The following is a 21,832-nucleotide window of genomic DNA, read 5'->3' as shown; positions in this document are numbered from 1 at the left end:
AGGGCCTTCTAACTGACACACCGCTCAATCCCATGTTTGCGCAGCTTTCTATAAAGGGTGTTACGGCTGACGCCGAGCTGCAGCGCGGTTTGGGTCATGTGCCAACGGGTCTGCTCCAAAGTATTGAGCAAGGCCAAGCGCTCGGCATCCTCCAGCGGATGATCGGATTGCATAACCTCCAACTCTACCGCCGGCCGCACCTGCCGGATCATCGCCGGCAAATCCTCCAGCCCGATCCGCCCCTCATCACACAACGCCGCCAGCGTGCGCAGGACATTGCGCAACTGCCGCACATTCCCCGGCCAGTTGAACGCCAGCAACGCCTGACGCGCCGGCTCATCAATCACCACCACATCCCCGCCCGCCTCTTCGGCCAGCAAAAAATCCAGCAACTGCGATTTATCACTGCGCTCCCGCAACGCCGGCAACGCCACTTCCAGGCCGTTGAGCCGGTAATACAGATCCTCGCGAAAACTGCCGTTCTCCACTCGCTCCAGAAGATTGCGGTGAGTCGCACTGATGATCCGCACGTTGACCGCTTCCGGCTCACCGCCGATCGGCACCACTTGCCGGTCCTCAAGCACCCGCAAGAGACGGGTCTGCAAGGCCAGTGGCATGTCGCCGATTTCATCAAGGAACAATGTGCCGCCATCGGCCTGCTGAAGTTTGCCGCGCATACCGTCCTTGCGTGCGCCAGTGAAGCTGCCACCGCGATAACCGAACAGCTCACTTTCGATCAGGCTCTCGGGAATCGCCGCGCAATTGAGCGCTACGAAGGCTTTGCTCGAGCGCTGACTGGCCTGATGCACAGCCTTGGCAAAAGCCTCTTTGCCGGAGCCCGTTTCACCATTGATCAACAGCGGCACATCACGTTCGAACACCCGCAGGGCTTTGCGAAAATCGGCCTGCAACGCCGCGTCGCCAAGGCAAATACCCGACAGACGCGGAGCCTGCGCCACGACCGGCGCGGGCGTGATCGGCATCGTTTTGCGCGACTCGCCGCGTAACACGGCAAACAGATTTCGCCCATCGCGGGTGCGTAACGGCCAACTGGCGCTGGCATTGGCACTCGCACGACCGAGCAATTCATCCAGCGAACAATCGAAAAACGCCTCGACCGGTTTACCGAGCAAGCCGCCGCGAATATGCCCGAGCAGGTTCAGCGCGCTCTGGTTGACTGCGCTGATCCGCCCTTCTCCATCAAACGCCAGCAGCCCTTCGCTGAACAGCCCGACGGACTCGGCCTGCAAATGAAAGCGCAGCAACCATTGATTGTCGAAACAGCGCAGGAAGTAGCAGCTCTCGATCATCTTCGCCGACAGATTGACCAGTGCCATGGTGTGGAACTGGCTTTGGCGCGAGACGTCGTGACGTGCCGAGGACACATCAAGTACCGCCAGCAATTCGCCGTGCGGATCGAACACCGGGCTCGCCGAGCAGGTCAGGCCAGTGTGGCGCCCGCGGAAATGTTCATCCTGATGAATGGTCAGCGCCTGGCGCTCGACCAGGCAGGTGCCGATGCCATTGGTGCCTTCACAGGCTTCGCTCCAGTCGGCGCCCAGCCACAGGCCGGCACGCTCAAAAATCTTCCGTTCGGCCGGCGCGGTGACGCAGTTGAGGATCACCCCACGGGCATCGGTCAGCAGCACCGCGTGTCCGGCGCCGGAGAGTTGCTGATGCAGGCTGCTCATTTCATTGCCGGCAATCTGCAACACCTGTTGCAGACGTTCTCGGCTTTCAAGAACGCGCCCGTGCTCGAGCACGGTAGGCGCCATGCTCAGGGCAGGGTCGAGGTGGTAATCCTCAAGACAGCGCAGCCATGAGCGGGCAATCGACGGATCGGCTCCGGGCCCGTGCAGGTGCGGTTTGCCTTGGGTGGCGGTAAGAACCTGTTGGGCATGGCGATTCAAATGGTTGTCGTGCATTTCTTATTGTTCTCCCCGAAAGGTCGACTCGTTCCCCATGTAGGAGCTGCAGAAGGCTGCGATCTTTTGATCTTGATCTGCAAAAAAGCAGAATCAAAAGATCGCAGCCTTCGGCAGCTCCTACAGGTTTCGGTAGGGACCATCAAACCGATGATGCCCAGAGCATCCTCCTGCCGCTGCACCATTGCAATGCTGGCCAGACTGCCCGGTCACGGGCTGTGCCAAAAGCGGTACAAACTGTCCTCCCATCTGTACCGAAACCATAACAGTGGTAATCCGCCCGTCCGACATAAACCTCGCAACGCCTTGATTTACCTGACCTGCACGGCAGTGGCCCGACCTTTGCTCTACGCTTATAGCAAGCGCACTTGCGCGTTTCTCTAATAAGTACAAAGCCAAGGAGAACATCATCATGCGTTACGCTCACCCCGGTACTGAAGGCGCCAAAGTCTCGTTCAAGAGCAAGTACGGTAACTACATCGGCGGCGAGTTCGTCGCGCCTGTCAAAGGTCAGTACTTCACCAACACCTCGCCAGTCAATGGCCAACCGATTGCCGAATTCCCCCGCTCCACTGCCGAAGACATCGACAAGGCACTGGACGCCGCCCACGCCGCCGCTGACGCCTGGGGTGCAACCTCGGTGCAGGCGCGTTCGCTGGTCCTGCTGAAAATCGCCGACCGTATCGAACAGAACCTCGAACTGCTGGCGATCACCGAAACCTGGGACAACGGCAAAGCCATCCGCGAAACCCTTAACGCCGACATCCCGCTAGCCGCCGACCACTTCCGTTACTACGCCGGTTGCATCCGCGCCCAGGAAGGCAGCGCTGCCGAAATCGACGGCAACACCGTGGCTTATCACATCCATGAACCACTGGGCGTGGTCGGCCAGATCATTCCGTGGAACTTCCCGATCCTGATGGCCGCGTGGAAACTCGCGCCAGCGCTGGCGGCGGGTAACTGCGTGGTGCTCAAGCCTGCCGAGCAGACTCCGCTGGGTATTTCCGTGCTGGTCGAACTGATCGGCGACCTGCTGCCGCCGGGCGTGCTGAACGTCGTGCAAGGCTTCGGCAAAGAAGCCGGCGAAGCGCTGGCGACCAGCAAACGCATCGCCAAGATTGCCTTTACCGGCTCGACACCGGTTGGCTCGCACATCATGAAATGCGCCGCCGAAAACATCATCCCATCCACCGTGGAACTGGGCGGCAAATCGCCGAACATCTTCTTCGAAGACATCATGCAGGCCGAGCCGACCTTTATCGAAAAAGCCGCCGAAGGTCTGGTGCTGGCGTTCTTCAACCAGGGCGAAGTGTGCACCTGCCCTTCTCGCGCACTGGTTCAGGAATCGATCTACGACGAGTTCATGGCCGTGGTGATGAAGAAAGTCCTGCAAATCAAACGTGGCGATCCGCTGGACACCGACACCATGGTTGGCGCCCAGGCGTCCGAGCAGCAATTCGACAAGATCCTGTCCTACCTGGAAATCGCCAAGGGCGAAGGCGCGGAGCTGCTGACCGGCGGCAAAGTGGAAAAACTCGAGGGCAATCTGTCGACCGGCTATTACATCCAGCCGACCCTGCTCAAAGGCACCAACAAGATGCGCGTGTTCCAGGAAGAAATCTTCGGCCCGGTGGTGAGCATCACCACGTTCAAGGACGAAGCCGAAGCCCTGGCCATCGCCAACGACACCGAGTTCGGCCTCGGCGCCGGCCTGTGGACCCGCGACATCAACCGCGCCTACCGCATGGGCCGGGCGATCAAGGCCGGTCGTGTGTGGACCAACTGCTACCACCTGTACCCGGCGCATGCCGCGTTCGGCGGGTACAAGAAGTCCGGCGTTGGTCGTGAAACCCACAAAATGATGCTCGATCACTATCAGCAGACGAAAAACCTGCTGGTGAGCTACGACATCAATCCGCTGGGTTTCTTCTAAAGCCCTTGGGCGACACAGATATTTCTGTGTCGCCCTCTCGTCCCCTTTTCGCGAGCAAGCTCGCTCCCACAGGGATCTGTATTAGATCTCAATGTTGAGCTAACCACGGAAATCTGTGGGAGCGAGCTTGCTCGCGAAAGCTGCGTGCCATTCAACCCGATAGTTCCTGACGGAACAGCCGGGCCAATACAACAATAAAAATGGTGAACCCTATGCCTGGCGAATCCCCTGCTGGCGCTCCGGCGAACGGCTCTTCCGTCGACTTTGAAAAAGTCGGCCCGGACTACTTCCAACAACGCGAATTGAAAAAAGGCGCCGCCGGCTGGGTTCTGCTGGTGGGGCTTGGCGTCGCATATGTGATTTCAGGCGACTATGCCGGCTGGAACTTCGGCTTGGCGCAGGGCGGCTGGGGCGGCATGTTCCTGGCGACCTTGCTGATGGCCACCATGTATCTGTGCATGTGCTTTTCCCTGGCCGAACTGTCCTCGATGATTCCCACCGCCGGTGGCGGCTACGGCTTTGCCCGCAGCGCGTTCGGCCCGTGGGGCGGCTTCCTGACCGGTACCGCGATCCTCATCGAATACGCCATCGCACCCGCCGCAATTGCCGTGTTCATCGGCGCCTATTGCGAGTCACTGTTCGGCATTGGCGGCTGGATGATTTATCTGACGTTCTACGTCATCTTCATCGCCATCCACATCTTCGGGGTCGGCGAAGCGCTGAAGTTGATGTTCGTCATCACTGCCGTCGCAGCGCTGGCGCTTGGCGTATTTCTGGTGGCGATGGTGCCGCACTTCGACGTCGCCAACCTGCTCGACATTCCGGTGACCAGCGCTGCCGGCGCCAGCCCTTTCCTGCCGTTCGGCTATGTCGGCGTCTGGGCGGCGATTCCCTACGCAATCTGGTTTTTCCTCGCCGTTGAGGGCGTGCCACTGGCCGCCGAAGAAACCAAAAACCCTAAACGTGACCTGCCACGCGGACTCATCGGCGCCATGCTGGTGCTGCTGGCCTTTGCCCTGCTGATCCTGATCGTCGGGCCTGGTGGCGCGGGTGCCAACTCGCTGCTGACGTCGGGCAACCCGCTGGTTGAAGCGCTGAGCAAAGCCTATGGTGGCTCGACCTGGATGGGCAGTTTCGTCAATCTCGTGGGTCTGGCCGGGCTGATCGCCAGCTTCTTCTCGATCATCTATGCCTACTCGCGGCAGATTTTCGCCTTGTCGCGCGCAGGCTACCTGCCGCGAAAACTCTCCCAGACCAACAAAAGCAAGGCGCCAGTGCTGGCCCTGATCATTCCAGGGATCATCGGTTTTGGTCTGTCGCTGACCGGCCAGGGCGACCTGCTGATTCTGGTGGCGGTGTTCGGCGCGACCATTTCCTACGTACTGATGATGGCGGCGCACATCACGCTGCGCATCCGCCGCCCCAAAATGGATCGGCCGTACCGCACGCCCGGCGGCATTTTCACCTCCGGTGTGGCGCTGGTGCTGGCTTGCATCGCCGTGATCGCGGGTTTCCTCGTCGATCCACGGGTGGTGATCGGTGCCGCTATCATCTATGGAGTGTTAATTGCTTACTTTGCTTTCTACAGTCGACATCACTTGGTAGCAGGTACGCCGGAAGAAGAATTCGCGGCGATTCAGAACGCTGAAAAAGCCCTGCACTGACTGCCGAAAACCACGGCGCAGGGGCATACCTGCGCCGTCACGGAGAATTCTGTATGGCGAGTTTCGCTCACACGGTCGGCGCCCAGACCTACCGCTTCGACAGCCTCAAGGACGTCATGGCCAAGGCCAGCCCGGCGCGTTCCGGGGACTTTCTCGCGGGTGTTGCCGCACTCAACGACGGCGAGCGCGTGGCCGCGCAAATGGCACTGGCCGACATTCCACTGACGCATTTCCTGCAGGAAGCGCTGATCCCCTACGAAGCCGATGAAGTCACCCGGCTGATCATCGACACTCACGACAAACCGGCCTTCGCCGTGGTCAGCCACCTCACCGTCGGCGGTTTTCGCGACTGGCTGCTCAGCGACGCCGCCGATGAAACCAGCCTGCGCGCCCTCGCCCCCGGCCTGACCCCGGAAATGGTTGCCGCCGTGTCGAAGATCATGCGCGTGCAGGATCTGGTGCTGGTGGCGCAGAAGATCCGCGTGGTCACAAAGTTTCGCGGCACCCTCGGCTTGCGCGGGCGCCTGTCGACTCGCTTGCAACCGAATCACCCCACCGACGAGCCCTCCGGCATCGCCGCGAGCATTCTCGACGGCCTGCTGTACGGCAATGGCGACGCGATGATCGGCATCAACCCGGCCACCGACAGCATCGCCTCCATTTGCGCGATGCTGGAAATGCTCGACGCGATCATCCAGCGCTACGACATCCCGACCCAGGCCTGCGTGCTGACCCACGTCACCACCTCGATCGAGGCGATCAACCGTGGCGTGCCACTGGATCTGGTGTTCCAGTCGATCGCCGGCACCGAGGCAGCCAATGCCAGTTTCGGCATCAACCTCAATGTGTTGCAGGAAGGCTACGACGCCGGGTTGAGCCTGAACCGCGGCACCCTCGGGCAAAACCTGATGTATTTTGAAACAGGGCAAGGCAGCGCCTTGTCGTCCAACGCCCATCACGGTGTCGATCAACAGACCTGCGAGACAAGAGCCTACGCCGTGGCGCGACATTTCAAGCCGTTTTTGGTGAACACCGTCGTAGGATTTATCGGCCCGGAATACCTCTACAACGGCAAACAGATCATCCGCGCCGGCCTCGAAGACCACTTCTGCGGCAAGTTGCTCGGTGTGCCGATGGGTTGCGACATCTGCTACACCAACCACGCCGAAGCCGATCAGGACGACATGGACACCCTGCTGACCCTGCTCGGTGTGGCGGGGATCAACTTCATCATGGGCATCCCCGGCTCCGACGACATCATGCTCAACTACCAGACCACCTCGTTCCACGACGCGCTCTACGCACGCCAGACCCTGGGCCTGAAACCGGCGCCGGAATTTGAACAGTGGCTGGCGAACATGGGCATCTTCACCCAGGCGGACGGCAAGGTCCGCTTCGGCAACAACCTGCCACCGGCCTTCCGCCAGGCCTTGGCGCAACTGGGATGAGCCTGATGGATAAACCGCCTGTCGACCCACAAAACCCATGGCTGGAACTGCGTCGCCTGACCCCGGCGCGAATCGCCCTCGGCCGCACCGGGACCAGCCTGCCGACCAGCGCGCAACTGGATTTCCAGTACGCTCACGCTCAAGCGCGGGATGCGGTGCATCTGCCGTTCGATCATGCCGGGCTCAGTGCGCAACTGAGTGAGCGTGGGCGCGAAAGCCTGCTTTTGCACAGCGCAGCGGTGGACCGCAACAGCTACCTGCAACGCCCGGACCTGGGTCGCAAGCTCAGCGATGAGTCAGCGCAGGCCTTGCGTGATTACGCAGCGGCCCATCCGGGCGGCGTCGATCTGGCGATTGTCGTGGCTGACGGTCTATCGGCGCTGGCGGTGCATCGCCATACCCAGCCGTTTCTGCTCCGGCTGGAAGAGCAAATGGGCGGCGACGGCTGGTCGATTGCGCCCGTCGTTCTGGTGGAACAGGGTCGCGTTGCCGTCGGTGATGAGATCGGTCAACTGCTCGGCGCAAAAATGGTCGTCATGCTGATCGGCGAACGCCCGGGCCTCAGCTCCCCGGACAGCCTCGGTTTATATTTCACCTACAATCCAAAAATCGGATTGACCGATGCTTATCGCAATTGCATTTCCAACGTGCGGCTTGAAGGCCTGAGCTACGGCATGGCGGCCCATCGCTTGCTGTACCTGATGCGCGAAGCCTGCCGGCGACAGCTGTCGGGGGTCAATCTGAAGGACGAAGCACAGGTTCAGACGCTGGAGTCGGACGCAGGTGCGGATATGAAAGGAAACTTCCTACTCCATCCGCCCCAAACCTGAACCGTTTCCGCATTGCGTTTCTGCGCTGGTTTAAGGCAGGATCGACGCACGGCCGCCAGGGTTTCCCATCGCCGTCAGAGCAGTTGAAGACAGCCACTTGAAGACGAGACCTATCATGCGGATTATTCAAGCGACCCTCGAACATCTGGATTTGTTGACTCCGTTGTTCGTCAAATATCGCGAGTTCTACGGCTCCCTGCCTTACCCGGATTCCTCCCGCGCGTTTCTCGAAAAACGCCTGCGCCGCAAAGAGTCGGTGATCTATCTGGCCCTGGCCGATGATGACGACAAAAAGCTGATGGGCTTCTGTCAGCTGTATCCGAGCTTCTCCTCGCTGTCGCTCAAACGCGTGTGGATCCTCAACGACATCTACGTCGCCGAAGACGCCCGCCGACAACTGGTCGCCGATAACCTGATCCGTACCGCGAAGAAAATGGCCAAGGAAACCCAGGCCGTGCGCATGCGCGTCTCCACCAGTGCCAACAACGAAGTGGCGCAGAAAACCTACGAATCGATTGGCTTCAAGGAAGACACCGAGTTCAAGAACTACGTGCTGCCGATCAGCGACGAACTCTGAAGTCAAAAGATCGTCCGAAGGTTCGGGGCGCGCCCGGACGATCTTTTCCCAACTCCCGATATGCGCTGTTTCCCTGACAATTCCTCACACCCCGACATCCGCCGCTACAAAACCAACACGCGCGTCATCATTCAAACCGTATAATCCCGATCTTTCCGGCTTGTAAGAAAAACTACATCCCGCTGTAGGCTTACACGAAGTCATCCGCACAGGCCCACAGAGTAGGGCCGCCATACAGGTGCCCCCATGGATTTCAACCCGCTCGACCTTATCCTGCATCTCGACGTTTACCTCGACTTGCTGGTGAACAACTACGGGCCGTGGATCTACGCCATCCTGTTTCTGGTGATTTTCTGTGAAACCGGCCTGGTGGTGATGCCATTCCTGCCGGGCGATTCGCTGCTGTTCATTGCCGGCGCTGTTGCGGCCGGCGGCGGCATGGACCCAGTGCTGCTGGGCGGTCTGCTGATGCTCGCGGCAATCCTGGGTGACAGCACCAACTACGTCATCGGGCGAACGGCTGGCGAAAAACTGTTCAGCAACCCGAACTCGAAAATCTTCCGCCGCGACTATCTGCAAAAAACCCACGATTTCTACGACAAGCACGGCGGCAAAACCGTGACCCTGGCGCGGTTCCTGCCGATCATCCGGACTTTCGCACCGTTCGTCGCCGGTGTAGCGAGGATGCCGTACCCGCGCTTCTTCGGTTTCAGCGTGTTGGGCACCATCCTCTGGGTGGGCGGGCTGGTGACCTTGGGTTACTTCTTCGGCAACGTACCGTTCATCAAGAAAAACCTGTCGTTGCTGGTGGTCGCCATCATTCTGCTGTCGCTGATTCCGATGATCATCGGCGTGGTGCGCAGCCGTTTTGGCGGCACTAAAGTCCAATCGCACTAAGCCGATGTGGTCGCTGAGCGCCTGGCGCCGCCGGCGGATTCTGGCCAGGCACCCGATTGCCGACGAGATGTGGCAACGGGTGCGCCATCACCTGAGCTTTCTTGATGGCATCACGCCCGCTGAAGATCAGTGGCTGCGCGAAGCCTGTGTGCTGTTTCTCGAAGACAAACACCTGAGCGCCCTGCCCGGCGTCGAATTGCATCAGGAACAACGCCTGCTGCTCGCCGCCCAGGCGCAATTACCGCTTTTGCATCTGGGCGATTTGAACTGGTATCAGGGTTTTCACGAAATCGTTCTCTATCCCGACGACTTCCTCAGCCCACAGCGTCACCGCGATGCCAGTGGCGTCGAGCACGAATGGGATGGCGAACACAGTGGTGAAGCCTGGCAGCAGGGGCCGATCATCCTCGCTTGGCCGGGCGTGATAGCCAGTGGTGGCTGGGAAGGCTACAACCTGGTGATCCACGAACTGGCGCACAAACTCGATATGCTTAACGGCGACGCCAACGGCCTGCCGCCGCTGCACACCGACATGCGCGTCAGCGACTGGGCCGACGTGATGCAGACGGCTTACGACGATCTCAACCGCCAGCTCGACGACAATCCTGACGCAGAAACCGCCATCGATCCCTACGCCGCCGAGAACCCGGCCGAGTTCTTCGCCGTCACCAGCGAATACTTCTTCAGCGCCCCGGATCTGCTGCACGAGACTTATCCACAGGTCTACGCGCAACTGCAGCTTTTCTACCGCCAGGACCCGTTGGGCAGGTTGCGGCAACTTCAGGCCAGCGACCCGGTCTATCAGGCGCACGACTAAGTTCTGCACGACTTTAGGTTCATGGCGTCGACGGCAGAATATGCCTATAATCGCCGCCACTTTTTGGTCAATCCGGCCAAGTGTTTTTGGTCAACTACGGGGGCAACGCCCAATGAGCTACAGCAAGATTCCGGCTGGCAAAGACCTGCCGAACGACATCTACGTCGCGATCGAGATCCCGGCCAACCACGCGCCGATCAAATACGAAATCGACAAAGACAGCGATTGCCTGTTCGTTGACCGTTTCATGGCCACCCCAATGTTCTACCCGGCCAACTACGGTTACATCCCGAACACCCTGGCTGACGACGGTGACCCCCTCGACGTGCTGGTTGTAACCCCTTACCCGGTTGCGCCAGGCTCGGTAATCCGCGCTCGCCCGGTCGGTATCCTGAACATGACTGACGACGGCGGCGGCGATGCCAAAGTTATCGCAGTGCCACACGACAAGCTGTCCCAGCTGTACGTCGACGTGAAGGAATACACCGACCTGCCACCACTGCTGATCCAGCAGATCGAGCACTTCTTTGCGAACTACAAAGATCTCGAAAAAGGCAAATGGGTCAAGATCGAAGGCTGGGCCGGTGCAGACGCCGCCCGCGAAGCGATCACCAAGTCGGTTGCTGCCTACAAAGGCTAAGCTTCACGACTTGCGACACGCTTGAAAAAAACCCGGTTGACCCGGGTTTTTTTTCGACCTGACAGCCCGCCTTAAACAGACTGTTTATTGCGGACTACAGAAAAGTTTTAACCTGTGTAATTTCCCACAAGCACGTCTTACATCCAGTCGCAAAATTCAGCCCGTTTTTGAACGTCAGGTTTATTCAAACCCCTGTAGCACGGCCGTAGACTCCGTGTTTATGAGAAAGAACACTAGCGGTCCAAGATTCAAGGCACTCCTGGAAAAAGCGAACATCTCCACCACGGGTTTCGCGAAGTTCTGGGGCACGGAAGCCCAAAATGTCCACAACTGGTACACCCGGGGCGTCCCGGCGTATCGCATGGAAGAAGTCTCACGCCTGCTGTCCGTCAACAGCGAATGGCTGAAAACCGGTGAAGGCACAAAAGAGATACCAAGCCTGACCCCGCCCGCGAGCAATGGCGACACCTTTGACGCTCACGCCATCCGCGGCGTCTACACCGTCATCGACCCCAATGACATCGACCTGGCGTTCTTCAAAGAAACACCGCAGACCAACGGCTCTGGAAAAACCCACGTCATCCAGGACCCGGACCTGTCCATCCGCCTGCTGCGCGCGCACCTCGATCAACTGGAAATCCGCCCAGGCGACGCTATCTGCGCGCACATGATCGGCAACAGCATGGCCGACCGCATCGATGACGGTTCCATCGTCGCCATCGACCGAAGCCTCACCCAAGTCGTCGACGGCGAAATCTACGCCATCGAACACGACGGCATGCTGCGCATCAAATACCTGCACCGCATGCCCGGCAACGGCCTGCGCCTGCGCAGCCACAACAGCGCCGAATACCCGGACGAAGTCTTCCGCCCCGCACAAATCGAAGAGCAGCGGATCCATATATTGGGTTGGGTGTTCTGGTGGTCGACGCTGAGCAAACGAAGGCCGGTGGTACCGTTTCTCTAATCCGAAGGCTTGCTCAATCCCCTGTAGGAGTGAGCCTGCTCGCGATGAGGCCCGGATAGACAGTACAAATCCCGGATTTTGGCCACTGAGATCGCTCTAACCCGCACTTCCCACTGGGAATCCAGGACAAAACTCAGTATCCTGCGCCCCACATTCGCGCATCGCCCCGCTCCCGCGGCTCAGATGACGCCCGACGCGGCAGACCAACGTCTGACCAAGTCCCACAGCCGGACGCAGATCCGGGTGTACGTTTTGAAGGCTGGCAAGGCTTACCAAAAATAGGCCAAGCCAGTCCCCGAGAAGCCGGCCACAAGCCGGCTTTTTAATGCCTGCCTAAAAACCTGAATCGGGACTTGTTGCTCACCGGGCGTAATGGTTACGGTAACGACAAGCGTCATTACAGGTATTTCATCATGGCATTCATCAGAATTCACATTGACGACGATCTGAAGCAGCGCTCCTATACCGAACTCGAAAGGTTAGGTATCACGCCCTCAGAGCTTTTGCGCCAAACACTTCAGTACGTCGCCGACCGGGGCAAGTTGCCATTCAAAACGGCGCTACCCAGTGATCAGGATGAAAAACTGATTGCCGTCGCCACCGAACGTATTGCCACTCCTCAGCGGGTAACGGTAAGGCTGGATGACCTATAACTCTCTCGCCCAGTGATGACTAGGTCTGAAATCGGTCAGCAGCCTGCTGACCGATTCAATTGGGCAGCAACCTGCTGCCCATTCCCCCTCACGGATAACTAAACGCCTTAACCAACGTCAACTCCCCCGCCGTCCGCATCGGGATCAAAAACGTCTCCATCTTCTCGCTCGGCGTACCTTCTTCAGTAATCACCGTCACCTGCGCCGTCGTCAGCGCCTGCACTGCTTCATCACCACCTTCGTCATCCCCGCGATACCCACCGCCGTAGTAATTCACATACACCAGATACTGCCCCTTGATCGGCGCCGGCATGGCGAAGATTTCCGGGCCGTAGCCGGTGGTGACGTCGACGTCGAGGGCGCCGCCGTTGGGGGCGGTGCGGTTGCCGTACCAGATGTGGCCGCCGTCGGGGGTGACGAGGTGCAGGTCGAGGTCGGTGCCGTCGCTGTCCCACGCGAGCAGGACGCGCAGTTTGGCCGGGGTGGCGCCGCCGCTGGTGTTGAGGAATTGGGTGCGGTGGCGTTGTTTGCCGTCGGGGCTGCGGACTTCGACGCTGTTGCTGCCGTTGGGGAAGGAGAATGGGCGGTCGAAGCGGCCGGCGTCGTCGATTTTCAGCGGCATGCTGACGCCGTTGACGATGAGGCGGCCGGGCTCTGGGCTCTTCGGTGTGGTTTTGATTTCGCCGCTGATGCGTGCGGTGTTGGCTTGGCCGATCGGGGTGTTCACCGAGGAGGCTGGGTAGTTGACGGTCTGGCGGAAGCTTTCGCCCTCGCCTTGCGGCGCGCCGCTGCGCCAGCCGCCGACCGGGGTGTCGAGTTTGACGCTGTCGGCGGCGATGGCCGGCGATAGCGCGGTTAGCGTACAGAGCAGCAGCAAGACCTGTGGATAACGGAGCGTCATGGTCTATTCCAGCAAGAGGTGACGGGCGAGCCCTTCGATGTAGGTTTCATCCTGGCCGTTGGGATGTGCTTCAAAGGCCAGGTGCAGATATTCGTGGGTGAGGTCGAGGCGATCCTGCAGGGTCAGCACGCCGCGCACATAGATGCGTTGGCGCTCGCGGTCGACGAAGGGTCTGCCAAAAGCCAGTTTGCACACCGCGAACGTGCTGACTTCGTTGTAGCCGGTTTCGCTTTCAAGCTTCGGGCGCCAGCCGCGTCGTTGCTTTTGCAGCCAGTCTTGGGCGGCGGGCAGTGCTTCGCAGGAGGCCACTGGATTGTCCCAACGGCTGAGGCTCGCGCGCGGATAGGCGTGGAGCAGAATCGCGTCGTAGCGCTGTCCAGCATTGGCCTGTTCGACGGCTTGTTGCCAAGCGAGTTTGTCCGGGCCGGGTTGGTCTGAGTGATAGGTGACAATACTGCCGGCCAACACCAGATCGGCCGTCCATGCGGCGATATTGCGAGACTCCGCCGAGGCCGGACGCGGGGCGACGCGTTGGCGGGTGCTGCTGTCATCGATGCTCAGGCAATCACCGTTACGCGCGGCGTTTTGCAGCAGGTAGGTGCGGATCGCCACGGCCAGCGCCTTGGCGGCTTCGGCGGGTTCGGGTTTGGCTTCGCGATCCAGCACGCGGGCGACGTATTCTTCGCGATCAAGCCTGGCGACGAGTTTGTTGTTGAGCAGAAACAGTTCGCCGTCGCTGTGGATATCCAGCGCATTGCCGTTAACGAATTCGACGCGGTAATCGCCCTGTAATGGGCCAGAAGTTATCACCCGCTCGCCAGCCAAAACACGTAAAACCGGATAGCGCGAGAACAGCCCGACTTCGACACATCGGCCCGTCTCTGCTGGCCAAGCAGTAGGCAACACCGTCGCCAGTGCCTGACCGTAATTTCGTAGAACCATCTGACTGGTGCCACGCCCACCCGCCCACACAGGCGAACCGTCCACCGTCCAACCGGCAAATCCGCCCTGCCTCGATTGTGGATCCTGATCGCCGAGCCAGCTCCAGGTTTTCACCCGCAAGCGCCCACCCAATTCACCCACGACGTTGCCATCCGCCACATTCAGAACGACATCAAGCAACACGCGGCGCATCTGGTCCTGAGCTGGCAGCGAAGATAAAACCTTTAACAAGTCAGCGACAGAAACTCGCGTGGCCGGTTGCACCAACGGCAGATCCAGCAACCACGACGGTGCCTGCCGCGTCTGCCAATACGCCCGCCAATCAGCAGAAGAAATCCCCAACCGCGCAGGCTCAAAATACAACCCACACGACTTCACCAACGCCTGATCACGTTCGATCTTGCCGCCGGCGCTGCAGCAATAAACTTCTTCTTTCGACTGCCCGCGGCATTCATAAGCGGGCTCGCGAGCGCCGGTATCCACCAGCCACGCATAAACAAACAGCTTCCACAGACTGCCCAAAGGCGCATCCAGAGAAGACGGTAACGGCTCGCGAGCGATCAGTTGCGTCTGACTCAACGACAACAATTCACCCTTGTAGGCCACTCGCAAAGGCTCATCCTGCGCTGTCGCCAGCGCGGGAATCACACACAACATCAGCCACAGCAGCGGCCGCTTCATGTCAGTTGACCGTGACCTGACCAAGGGCGGCTTTCGCTTCCTGGGCCTGATGCTGCGGCGCGTAGACCTGAGTGAAGCGCACTGGCGGCAGATTGAACTGGCCCTTCTGCGAGAAACGCACGAGATGGCGCAGACGCAATTCGCCGCTCAGCGCATCCACCGGCACGGCATAAGCCAACTGCCCCGGCTCGAAACGCGCTTTCTCCAGCGCGGTCGGTTCGGTGCCGTCCTTGCCCTGCAACTTGATGCCCCACGTTGTGCGCTCGACATCGGCGCCCGGCGGCAGCGGCACTTCCAGCATGCCGTAGCGCAGCGGTTTCGGCGCTTTGCTGGTGAGGATCACTTCGTCCAGATACAGGCTGTCGCTGGACAGCGGCTTAGTGCCGACCGGTTCCAGTTTGAAGGTGAACGCTTCGTCGCCCGGCACCAGTCGCGACAGGCGACGGGTGATGGTCACGGCCATTGGATCGACGACTGGCTGTTGAGTCTGGAAACTCAGGGCCGCACGCAGCGGACGCTCCTGAGTGCCAGAAACCGTCAACACGCTCGGCACTGGCGTCGCCCCCTGCCACGTCCAGAACATCTCGCCACTGGCACCGTAGCTTTTCTTCCAGCCTTCACCCGGCGTCAGCGCAATGGTCGGCGAAGCCTGGGCGATGCTGCGTTGCAGCCAGGTCAACGCCAGTGCGCGTTCGAGCGTCGATTGCTGCGGCAACAGGCGTTGCAGCAAGGCCAGGGCGCGAGCCTGATCAAATGGTTGCAGCGAGAGGTTCAGCGCTTCGACAAACGGCTGCGAACTGACCGACAGACGCTGTTGCGCAGCGCCCACCTGACGATTGAATGCGTCAGGCAACGCGACTTTCGACTGCGTGGCCAGCGATGCGGTCAACACTCGCGCCGCCGCCAGACCGAGCGCCGAATCCGGATCGCTCATCACCAGGCTGTCTAAGCCATCGTCCATCAGGGTTTCGGCATTGCCTTCACCGGCCTTCGCCAGATCTTCCATCAACCCCGTCAGCAGCGTGTTCACCGGCAACTGCATCTGCTTGGCGAACGACAGAATCAGCGCCCGTTGCAGCAACGGCGTGTTCGGCGCCTGTTTGGCGTACACCTCCAACACCCGCTGCCAATGCTCCGGCGGCAGCGTCAGATCCAGTACCTGGCTGGCATTCCAGTCGGCGAAGTAAGCGTACGCGGTGAGAAACGCATCCGGCTCACCGTCGTAACCCCACCAGGTGAAGCTCGCCGACGGCCCGGCCATTTGCACCAGACGCAGACGGCTGTTCTGCATGATCAGACGCAAGCGATCGCGGATCTGCGGGCTCGATGACAGCGACGGATAAGCGATGCTCAGCGGCAACAAGCGACTGGCGGTCTGCTCGACGCCGCCGTACGGATAGCTGAGCAGATCATCGAGCGCCGAGCGGAACAACGCTTGCGGACTGTCATCCAGCCGCAGACGAATGTCGGTCGCGTCCGCAGGCAAGCTCAGCGCTGTGTCGCCGCTGGCCACGTCGAGGCTTTGCGTCTGGGTCACTTGCCAGCCATCACCGGTTGCGCTCAAGCGTACAGCCAGGGAATCTGCGATTTTGCCGTCTTGCACCAACTGCGCCGTCCACTCGCCGGAAGCCAATGCGAACGCCGGCAGCGGCAGGTAATTGATGCCGTTGTTCAGGGTCACCGGCAGGCGTTGTTCGGTGCCGGCGTAATGGGTGACCAGCTCAGCCTTGACCGGTTTCTCGGCTTGGCTGAACGCGAAAATACCGAGTTGCGGCTGATCGCCCCTACGGAATTTGCTCGGCCCGCTCCACTTCAGGTACAGCGGTTTTTCCGAGCGGACAAACTGCTTCTTCTGGCCGACCTGACCGTCATCGGCGATGGCGCGGGCGGTGATGCGCCAGCGGGTCAGCGAGTCGGGCATCTTGAAGGTGAAGCGGGTTTTGCCGTCGGCACCGGTCAGCAATTCCGGTTGCCACGCGGCGGTATCGACGTCCTCACGACGCGGCCGCTCCAGCACTTTTACCCCGCGTTCACTGCGGTTGGCTTTGCCCGGTGCGCCCGGGCTGCCCGGCAGCGCCACGTCGTAACTGATGAACGACAGGCTGGCGCTGGTGCGCACGTTGTTGCGCCGTGGATGGTAGAAGAACTGGTCGATGGTCGGCGCGACTTCCGGCTGCAACGCGTAAACCATTTCGTCAACAACACTCACCGTCAGATGCGCCGGAATTGCTTTGCCGGCGAACTGCGTAGTCAGGTCGACGGTCACCGTGTCACCCGGCAGATACACCTGTTTGTCGGTGCTGATCGCCACGTCGATTTGCGGCGCGATCACTTTGATCCCGGCATTCTGGAAACTGTACTGACCGCCCTTGGTGTACAGCACGGAGAAGGTCAGGTTCGGCGCGAAATTGTCCTTCACCGGAATGCGTGCGCGGTATTGGGTGTCGCTGAGTTTTTCCAGCTTCAACCAGTCGCCGCCCTTGGCCAGCAGTGCGGTGGCTTCGACCTTGTCGCGCTCCAGCGACAGCAGTGCATCATTGACCGGCTCAGGAAAAGTGATCAGCGCCAGCGCTTCGTCGCCGGCCTTGTACTCAGGTTTGTCGAGGACGATTTCCACCGTGCCTGGCACCGCTTTGACGCCGTCACCCGTGACCGAATGACCGGCGGCGCCGAGGACGCGACCGTGTTGATCTTTCAATGTCAGGTTGTAAGTGCCCGGACGTTCGAAGGCCAGACTGAAACCTTTGTCAGTCGCCGCAAGTTTGCCTTCGCCAGTGCTCTGGTCTTCCAGACGTACCCAGCCGTAAGTGCTCGGAGTGACCGCTTTGCTCTGCTCGGCGCCGCCCTCGTTGGCGTAGCTGAACGCGACCTTGTCGCCGACCGCACTGAAACGCTGCGGCGCACTCATGCGGAAACTCGCGGCGCCACGGTCGATGAGGATTTCCTTGGTGGTCTTGACCCGATACGCCGCGCCATCGCTGGCGAACACGGTGAGCATGTAGCGGCTCGGTTTGTCGGCGGCCGGCAGGTCAAGGGTGGCGTTGCCTTTGCTGTCGGTGGTCAGTTCAGTGCTGGTCAGCTCCACCGGGAATTGCCCGAGATATTGCAGTTCGTTGTCGACCATCGACAGTTGTTGCGCGCGCAGGCTCAGGGTCAGTTTGGCGTTGGCCACCGGTTTGCCGTCCGGGTACAGCAGCACCAGACTGCCTCTGACCGGCTCGCCGGTGCGGTAATCCTGCTTGGCCAGATTCAGCGAAATCTCGAAGTGTGGCTTGATGTACTCAGCCACGCGGAAGGCGCTGCTGTAGGCCTGATCCTTGTAGTTGAAGCGAATTTCATAACCGCCCGCCACCGCGTTATCCGGCAGTTGGAAGCGGCCCTGAGTGCCGGCCTTCGCATCAAGTTTCAGATCAAGGCGTTGCAGCTCGGTGCCAGTGGCGTCGAGCACGCTGACATTGACGTCTGCGGCGCCCGGCAGCACCGAGTCCCGCGCATTCTTGAACTCGCGGCCGACGATTTTCAGCGACACCCAATCACCTGGGCGATACAGCGGTCGGTCGGTGAAGGCATAGAGTTTGGTGTCGTAAATTTCGCTGTCGTAGTAGAAGTTTTCCGAGACGAATACACCGCCCTCCTCGTCCTCGCCGATGACGAACGAACGCTCGGGGCTGGCGTGTTTCAGGCGCAGCAAACCATCGGCATCAGTGGCGCCACTGCTCATCACGCCGAGGCCGTCGGTCCACAGCACATTGACCTTCGGCACCGAACTGCCTTCGTGCTTGCGCGCGGCCCAGACCAGCAATTCGTCACCGGCAATCTTGCTCACCGCCACGGTGTTGGAAACGAAGACCATGGTGGTCGCGCGATATTTACCGATGAGCGCTTCGACCAGATAAAGGCCCGGTTTCAACTGACCCAGCGGAATGTAAACGTTGCCCGGTGCGACGCTGACAAAGTCGCTGGAAGACCCGGCCAGGTTGACCCCGGCCGGCGGCTGAATCGGCTTGGCCTGCCACAGCGGATAACGGAACTGACTGACCACCGGCAAGCCCGGAATCAGCGCGAATTGCGGCTGCGCGTCATACGGTGTCGGCGCCGCGATGGCGTTGCCCATCTTCAGTTCCGGCACTTCCTCGGTGACCTGTTTGCGCGACTCATAGGAGAACGCTCGCTGCATCACCCGACGGGATTTTCGGTACCAGTTGTCCCACAGATACGCGAGGGTGTTGGACAAGCCTTCGCCCTTGAACTGACCGTCGCTGACCACCCGGTGCAGGTTCTTCTGGCGTTTGAGGAAGTCCAGCGGCTTGTCGATGCGGTACACGCGAATGTCGGCGCCGCCGTAAGGCTCCATGCGGAAACGCCGATAATCGCGACCCGGCGCTTCGAGGCGAACCATGGCCTGCTCGTCGGCAGCGAAACTGCTGTCAGCCAGCAGGAAAAAACTTTCGCCGGACACCGGCGTATAGCCGCTCGGTGCAACAGTGTCTTCGGCGTTCACTACCGAAAATGGCAGGGCTAATAGCAACAGCAGAGGCAGTAAACGCAGCATGCGGGCACCGGTCATTGGGAGAGAAAGTTCAGTCGATAGACGCCGATGAAGTTGGGGTTGGCTGCGTCGGGTATCCATCGGGTGTCCTTCCATGTCATGAGTTGCTGCAGGCTTGCCGAACGCATGCCGTTGTCAGTCGGGGTGGTGGTGCCGGTGTGATAGGCGATGTAGCGGCCCATCCAGATCATCAGGTGCTGGTCGTCGCCCTGATCGAAAAACATCAGGTCACCGGGCCGCGCCTGCGACACGTCGCGGCTGACCAGATGACTGTTGAACTGAATCAGTTTGATTGCGTTGACGTACGGCCCGATCTTGCCGCCGCCCTGCTGCCATTGCTGGGCGAGCTTGCGCTGATCTTCGCTCAGCGACAGTTCCGGCGGCAGGTAACGATTGGACAGGCCATTGCTGCGCAGCCATTTGTCGTCGTGGACTTTCAGCGCTTCGTTGGCGGCGAAACGCACTAGCCCGGCGCAATCCTGTTGATACCAGCGCGGGCTCGGGCCCTGGCTCAGTTGCTCCTGGGCGATGCGCACGAACCAGGCGCGAAACACCTGGGATTGTGCAGGATCGAGCGCAGGCGTTTCGACGGCTCGGGCGCCGGCGCTGAGTAACAGCGCTAGTAAGCCGAGGCTGCGGATCAGTGCCGTCACAGCGCTTTCCACTCCAGCGGCAGCCACTGCCAGTGACCATCCGGCTCGCTGCCTTCGGGCAAGGTCAGGGCATATTTGCCGTAGCCGCCGAGAGTGCGAAGTTTCGGGATCAGATAGGTTTGCGCAGCGTTGTAGAACACCGGTTCCATGTCTTGCGGCAGGCTGTCGAGGGTTTCCTGCTGCATCAGTTGCGCCATCGAATCCGGGCCGAAATAGATCGGCATCAGCACGTCTTTGGGCAGCACATCGGCCATCGGCGGGAAGCGTTTGTCGAGGGTGCCGAGGGCCTTGTCGACGAGTTTGTCGTCGAGGGAAAACAGTAGCGTCGAGCCGTGACGGGCGAGGCTGACCTTCATGAACGCCTTGCCGCTGATTGCATCCGGATTCTCTGCGTCCTTGGCCGCGTATGGACCGAAGCTGGAGCTGACCTGACGCTGCCAGACGTGGCTCTGGCCTTCCTGTTTCTCCACCACCGGGAATACTTTTTCTTCGACGTTGGACTCGAAGGCGCCGACCATCGAACCGAACAGTTTGCCGAGATCACCGTCGAGCTTGCTGCTGTCCTCGTCTTTAAGACTGGCGACCAGCAATGGCGTGTACAAACGCGAATCGGCGTACCAGCACAGGCCCGCCGCGCCAGCCACATGTTCGGTGAGCGTCTGCGCCACGGCGTCTTCGGCGCCGAGTTTTACCAGCAACGGCTTTTGCGGTTCGGCAGCTACCGGCAACGTTACGCAGGCACTGGCGCCCAGCGGCATGGCTTGCCAGACCGGTTTGAAATCGAAGTCCGGCTGGTTTTCCAGCTCGTCCATGGCGAGGTAGCTGTGCCAGCCCTTGTCGTCCATGTCGAAACGCAGGCCGGCGAAGTTCGGAATGAAGCGCTGGTAGCCCATGGCGAGGACGCTGGAATTCACCGAGAGTCGCTGTTTGGTTTCCGGGGTTTTAGCAGGCAGGCCGAAGGCTTCGGGGAACAGCTTTTCGCCGTTGAGCAATGCCGCCAGTGCTTGCGGTGAAACGTGGCCGGACTCTTCGGACACGCCGCTTTCAGGGTCGTAGTACTTGGCCGGATTGGACAGCACCACCAGTTTGTCGCCGCGCGAAGCGAACAGCAGCGATTTGCTGGCGTTGTAGCTCAATTGGTACAGCGGCACCTCGTCACTGCCAACCTTGAGGTTGCCGAAAACGCTGAGCTGCGTGTCATCCAGCGCCACTTTCGCCAGCGGCTCCAGCAGCTTGGCCAAACCACCGCGATCCATTACCAGCAGAAAGTCCTTCAAGCGACCATCGGCACCGCGCCACAGCGCGACGTCGGCTGGCTGATCGAAAAGCTGTTCGATCAAGCTGTCCTGCAACTTCAGGTCATGCTCGTAAATGATTCGGCGCAGACTGCCGATCAAGCCGAGGCGATCAGCGTGGGTTTCGTAATAGAAGACGAAATCTTCGGTGAGCGTGGCCTTGAGGAACGGCACCGTCAGCAGGTCTTTGGGCAACTGGCTCAGCGAGCGGGTTTCCAGCAATGCATCCGGGCGGCTCAGGCCAAGTTTGTCACTGGCAAGCTCCACCGGCGGCGCCTTGGGTTTGAGCAGCAGCCAGCCAAAACCGCCTGCCACGCCAGCCACCAGGCACAGCCCGGCCAACAGCAACGGCCAGCGCCGGGAAGGTTTGCCAGCAGGTGTTTCGGCAGCCGGGGTAACAGTGTTATCGCTCATCTTCACGCTCATTCCCAAAGCTCACGATTTCATCCATGGCGGGATA

The 21,832-nt window shown here is 60.3% G+C and carries 16 protein-coding genes; 10 read left to right on the top strand and 6 right to left on the bottom strand.

Translation table 11 applies throughout. The annotated features are described in order from the left end of the window. Positions 1-8 precede the first annotated feature (8 nt). On the bottom strand, positions 9-1,925 hold the full coding sequence (locus ICA15_RS24105) for a sigma-54-dependent Fis family transcriptional regulator (RefSeq protein ID WP_210554845.1): 1,917 nt from the start codon (positions 1,923-1,925) through the stop codon (positions 9-11). Positions 1,926-2,337: 412 nt separating this feature from the next. On the opposite strand from ICA15_RS24105, the gene ICA15_RS24100 reads away from it, so the two are divergent. The 10 genes from ICA15_RS24100 to ICA15_RS24055 all read left to right on the top strand — a co-directional run bounded on the left by ICA15_RS24100 (position 2,338) and on the right by ICA15_RS24055 (position 12,351). Beyond that, a complete protein-coding gene (locus ICA15_RS24100; protein WP_042561269.1) occupies positions 2,338-3,858 on the top strand; it encodes an aldehyde dehydrogenase family protein in 1,521 nt (506 codons plus the stop codon). A 212-nt stretch (positions 3,859-4,070) separates the two neighbouring features. Beyond that, a complete protein-coding gene (gene eat / locus ICA15_RS24095) occupies positions 4,071-5,522 on the top strand; it encodes an ethanolamine permease (protein ID WP_210554844.1) in 1,452 nt (483 codons plus the stop codon). A 53-nt stretch (positions 5,523-5,575) separates the two neighbouring features. Continuing rightward, positions 5,576-6,970 carry an ethanolamine ammonia-lyase subunit EutB gene (locus ICA15_RS24090; protein WP_210554843.1) on the top strand — a complete coding sequence of 465 codons (1,395 nt, stop codon included), beginning with the start codon at positions 5,576-5,578 and terminating at the stop codon, positions 6,968-6,970. 5 nt (positions 6,971-6,975) lie between these two features. After that, positions 6,976-7,800, top strand: a complete 825-nt coding sequence (gene eutC / locus ICA15_RS24085) for an ethanolamine ammonia-lyase subunit EutC (protein WP_210554842.1) — start codon at positions 6,976-6,978, stop codon at positions 7,798-7,800. Between the two features lie 115 nt (positions 7,801-7,915). Then, complete coding sequence (locus tag ICA15_RS24080) at positions 7,916-8,377, top strand: GNAT family N-acetyltransferase (RefSeq protein ID WP_016773002.1); 462 nt, start codon at positions 7,916-7,918, stop codon at positions 8,375-8,377. Between the two features lie 246 nt (positions 8,378-8,623). Continuing rightward, positions 8,624-9,274: a DedA family protein gene (locus tag ICA15_RS24075; RefSeq protein WP_042561272.1), complete on the top strand. Its 651-nt coding sequence runs from the start codon at positions 8,624-8,626 to the stop codon at positions 9,272-9,274. 4 nt (positions 9,275-9,278) lie between these two features. After that, a complete protein-coding gene (locus ICA15_RS24070) occupies positions 9,279-10,091 on the top strand; it encodes a zinc-dependent peptidase (RefSeq protein ID WP_210554841.1) in 813 nt (270 codons plus the stop codon). A 112-nt stretch (positions 10,092-10,203) separates the two neighbouring features. After that, positions 10,204-10,731, top strand: coding sequence for an inorganic diphosphatase (gene ppa / locus ICA15_RS24065; RefSeq protein WP_003205933.1), 528 nt, complete (start codon positions 10,204-10,206; stop codon positions 10,729-10,731). A gap of 220 nt (positions 10,732-10,951) precedes the next feature. Continuing rightward, positions 10,952-11,698, top strand: a complete 747-nt coding sequence (locus tag ICA15_RS24060; protein WP_150617290.1) for a helix-turn-helix transcriptional regulator — start codon at positions 10,952-10,954, stop codon at positions 11,696-11,698. Positions 11,699-12,111: 413 nt separating this feature from the next. Continuing rightward, positions 12,112-12,351, top strand: a complete 240-nt coding sequence (locus tag ICA15_RS24055; RefSeq protein ID WP_210554840.1) for a type II toxin-antitoxin system RelB/DinJ family antitoxin — start codon at positions 12,112-12,114, stop codon at positions 12,349-12,351. Positions 12,352-12,439: 88 nt separating this feature from the next. On the opposite strand, the gene ICA15_RS24050 is transcribed toward ICA15_RS24055, so the two are convergent. Genes ICA15_RS24050 through ICA15_RS24030 form a run of 5 tightly spaced genes read right to left on the bottom strand, consistent with a single transcriptional unit; the run spans position 12,440 to position 21,786 of the window. Next, the gene (locus ICA15_RS24050) at positions 12,440-13,252 is read right to left on the bottom strand and encodes a YfaP family protein (protein ID WP_210554839.1); all 813 of its coding nucleotides are present in this window, start codon (positions 13,250-13,252) and stop codon (positions 12,440-12,442) included. A 3-nt stretch (positions 13,253-13,255) separates the two neighbouring features. Continuing rightward, positions 13,256-14,875, bottom strand: coding sequence for a DUF2300 domain-containing protein (locus ICA15_RS24045; protein ID WP_210554838.1), 1,620 nt, complete (start codon positions 14,873-14,875; stop codon positions 13,256-13,258). 1 nt (position 14,876) lies between these two features. Beyond that, positions 14,877-19,442, bottom strand: a complete 4,566-nt coding sequence (locus tag ICA15_RS24040; protein ID WP_210554837.1) for an alpha-2-macroglobulin family protein — start codon at positions 19,440-19,442, stop codon at positions 14,877-14,879. Then, on the bottom strand, positions 19,439-20,077 hold the full coding sequence (locus ICA15_RS24035; protein WP_150617285.1) for a DUF1175 domain-containing protein: 639 nt from the start codon (positions 20,075-20,077) through the stop codon (positions 19,439-19,441). Before ICA15_RS24035 ends, ICA15_RS24040 begins: the two co-directional genes overlap by 4 nt. Then, positions 20,074-21,786 carry a DUF2138 domain-containing protein gene (locus tag ICA15_RS24030; RefSeq protein ID WP_210554836.1) on the bottom strand — a complete coding sequence of 571 codons (1,713 nt, stop codon included), beginning with the start codon at positions 21,784-21,786 and terminating at the stop codon, positions 20,074-20,076. Before ICA15_RS24030 ends, ICA15_RS24035 begins: the two co-directional genes overlap by 4 nt. Positions 21,787-21,832 lie beyond the last annotated feature (46 nt).

This window comes from Pseudomonas sp. P116, assembly GCF_020149425.1.
GTDB classification, from domain to species: Bacteria; Pseudomonadota; Gammaproteobacteria; order Pseudomonadales; family Pseudomonadaceae; genus Aquipseudomonas; species Aquipseudomonas anatoliensis.
This window is presented reverse-complemented; position numbering and strand designations above follow the sequence as displayed.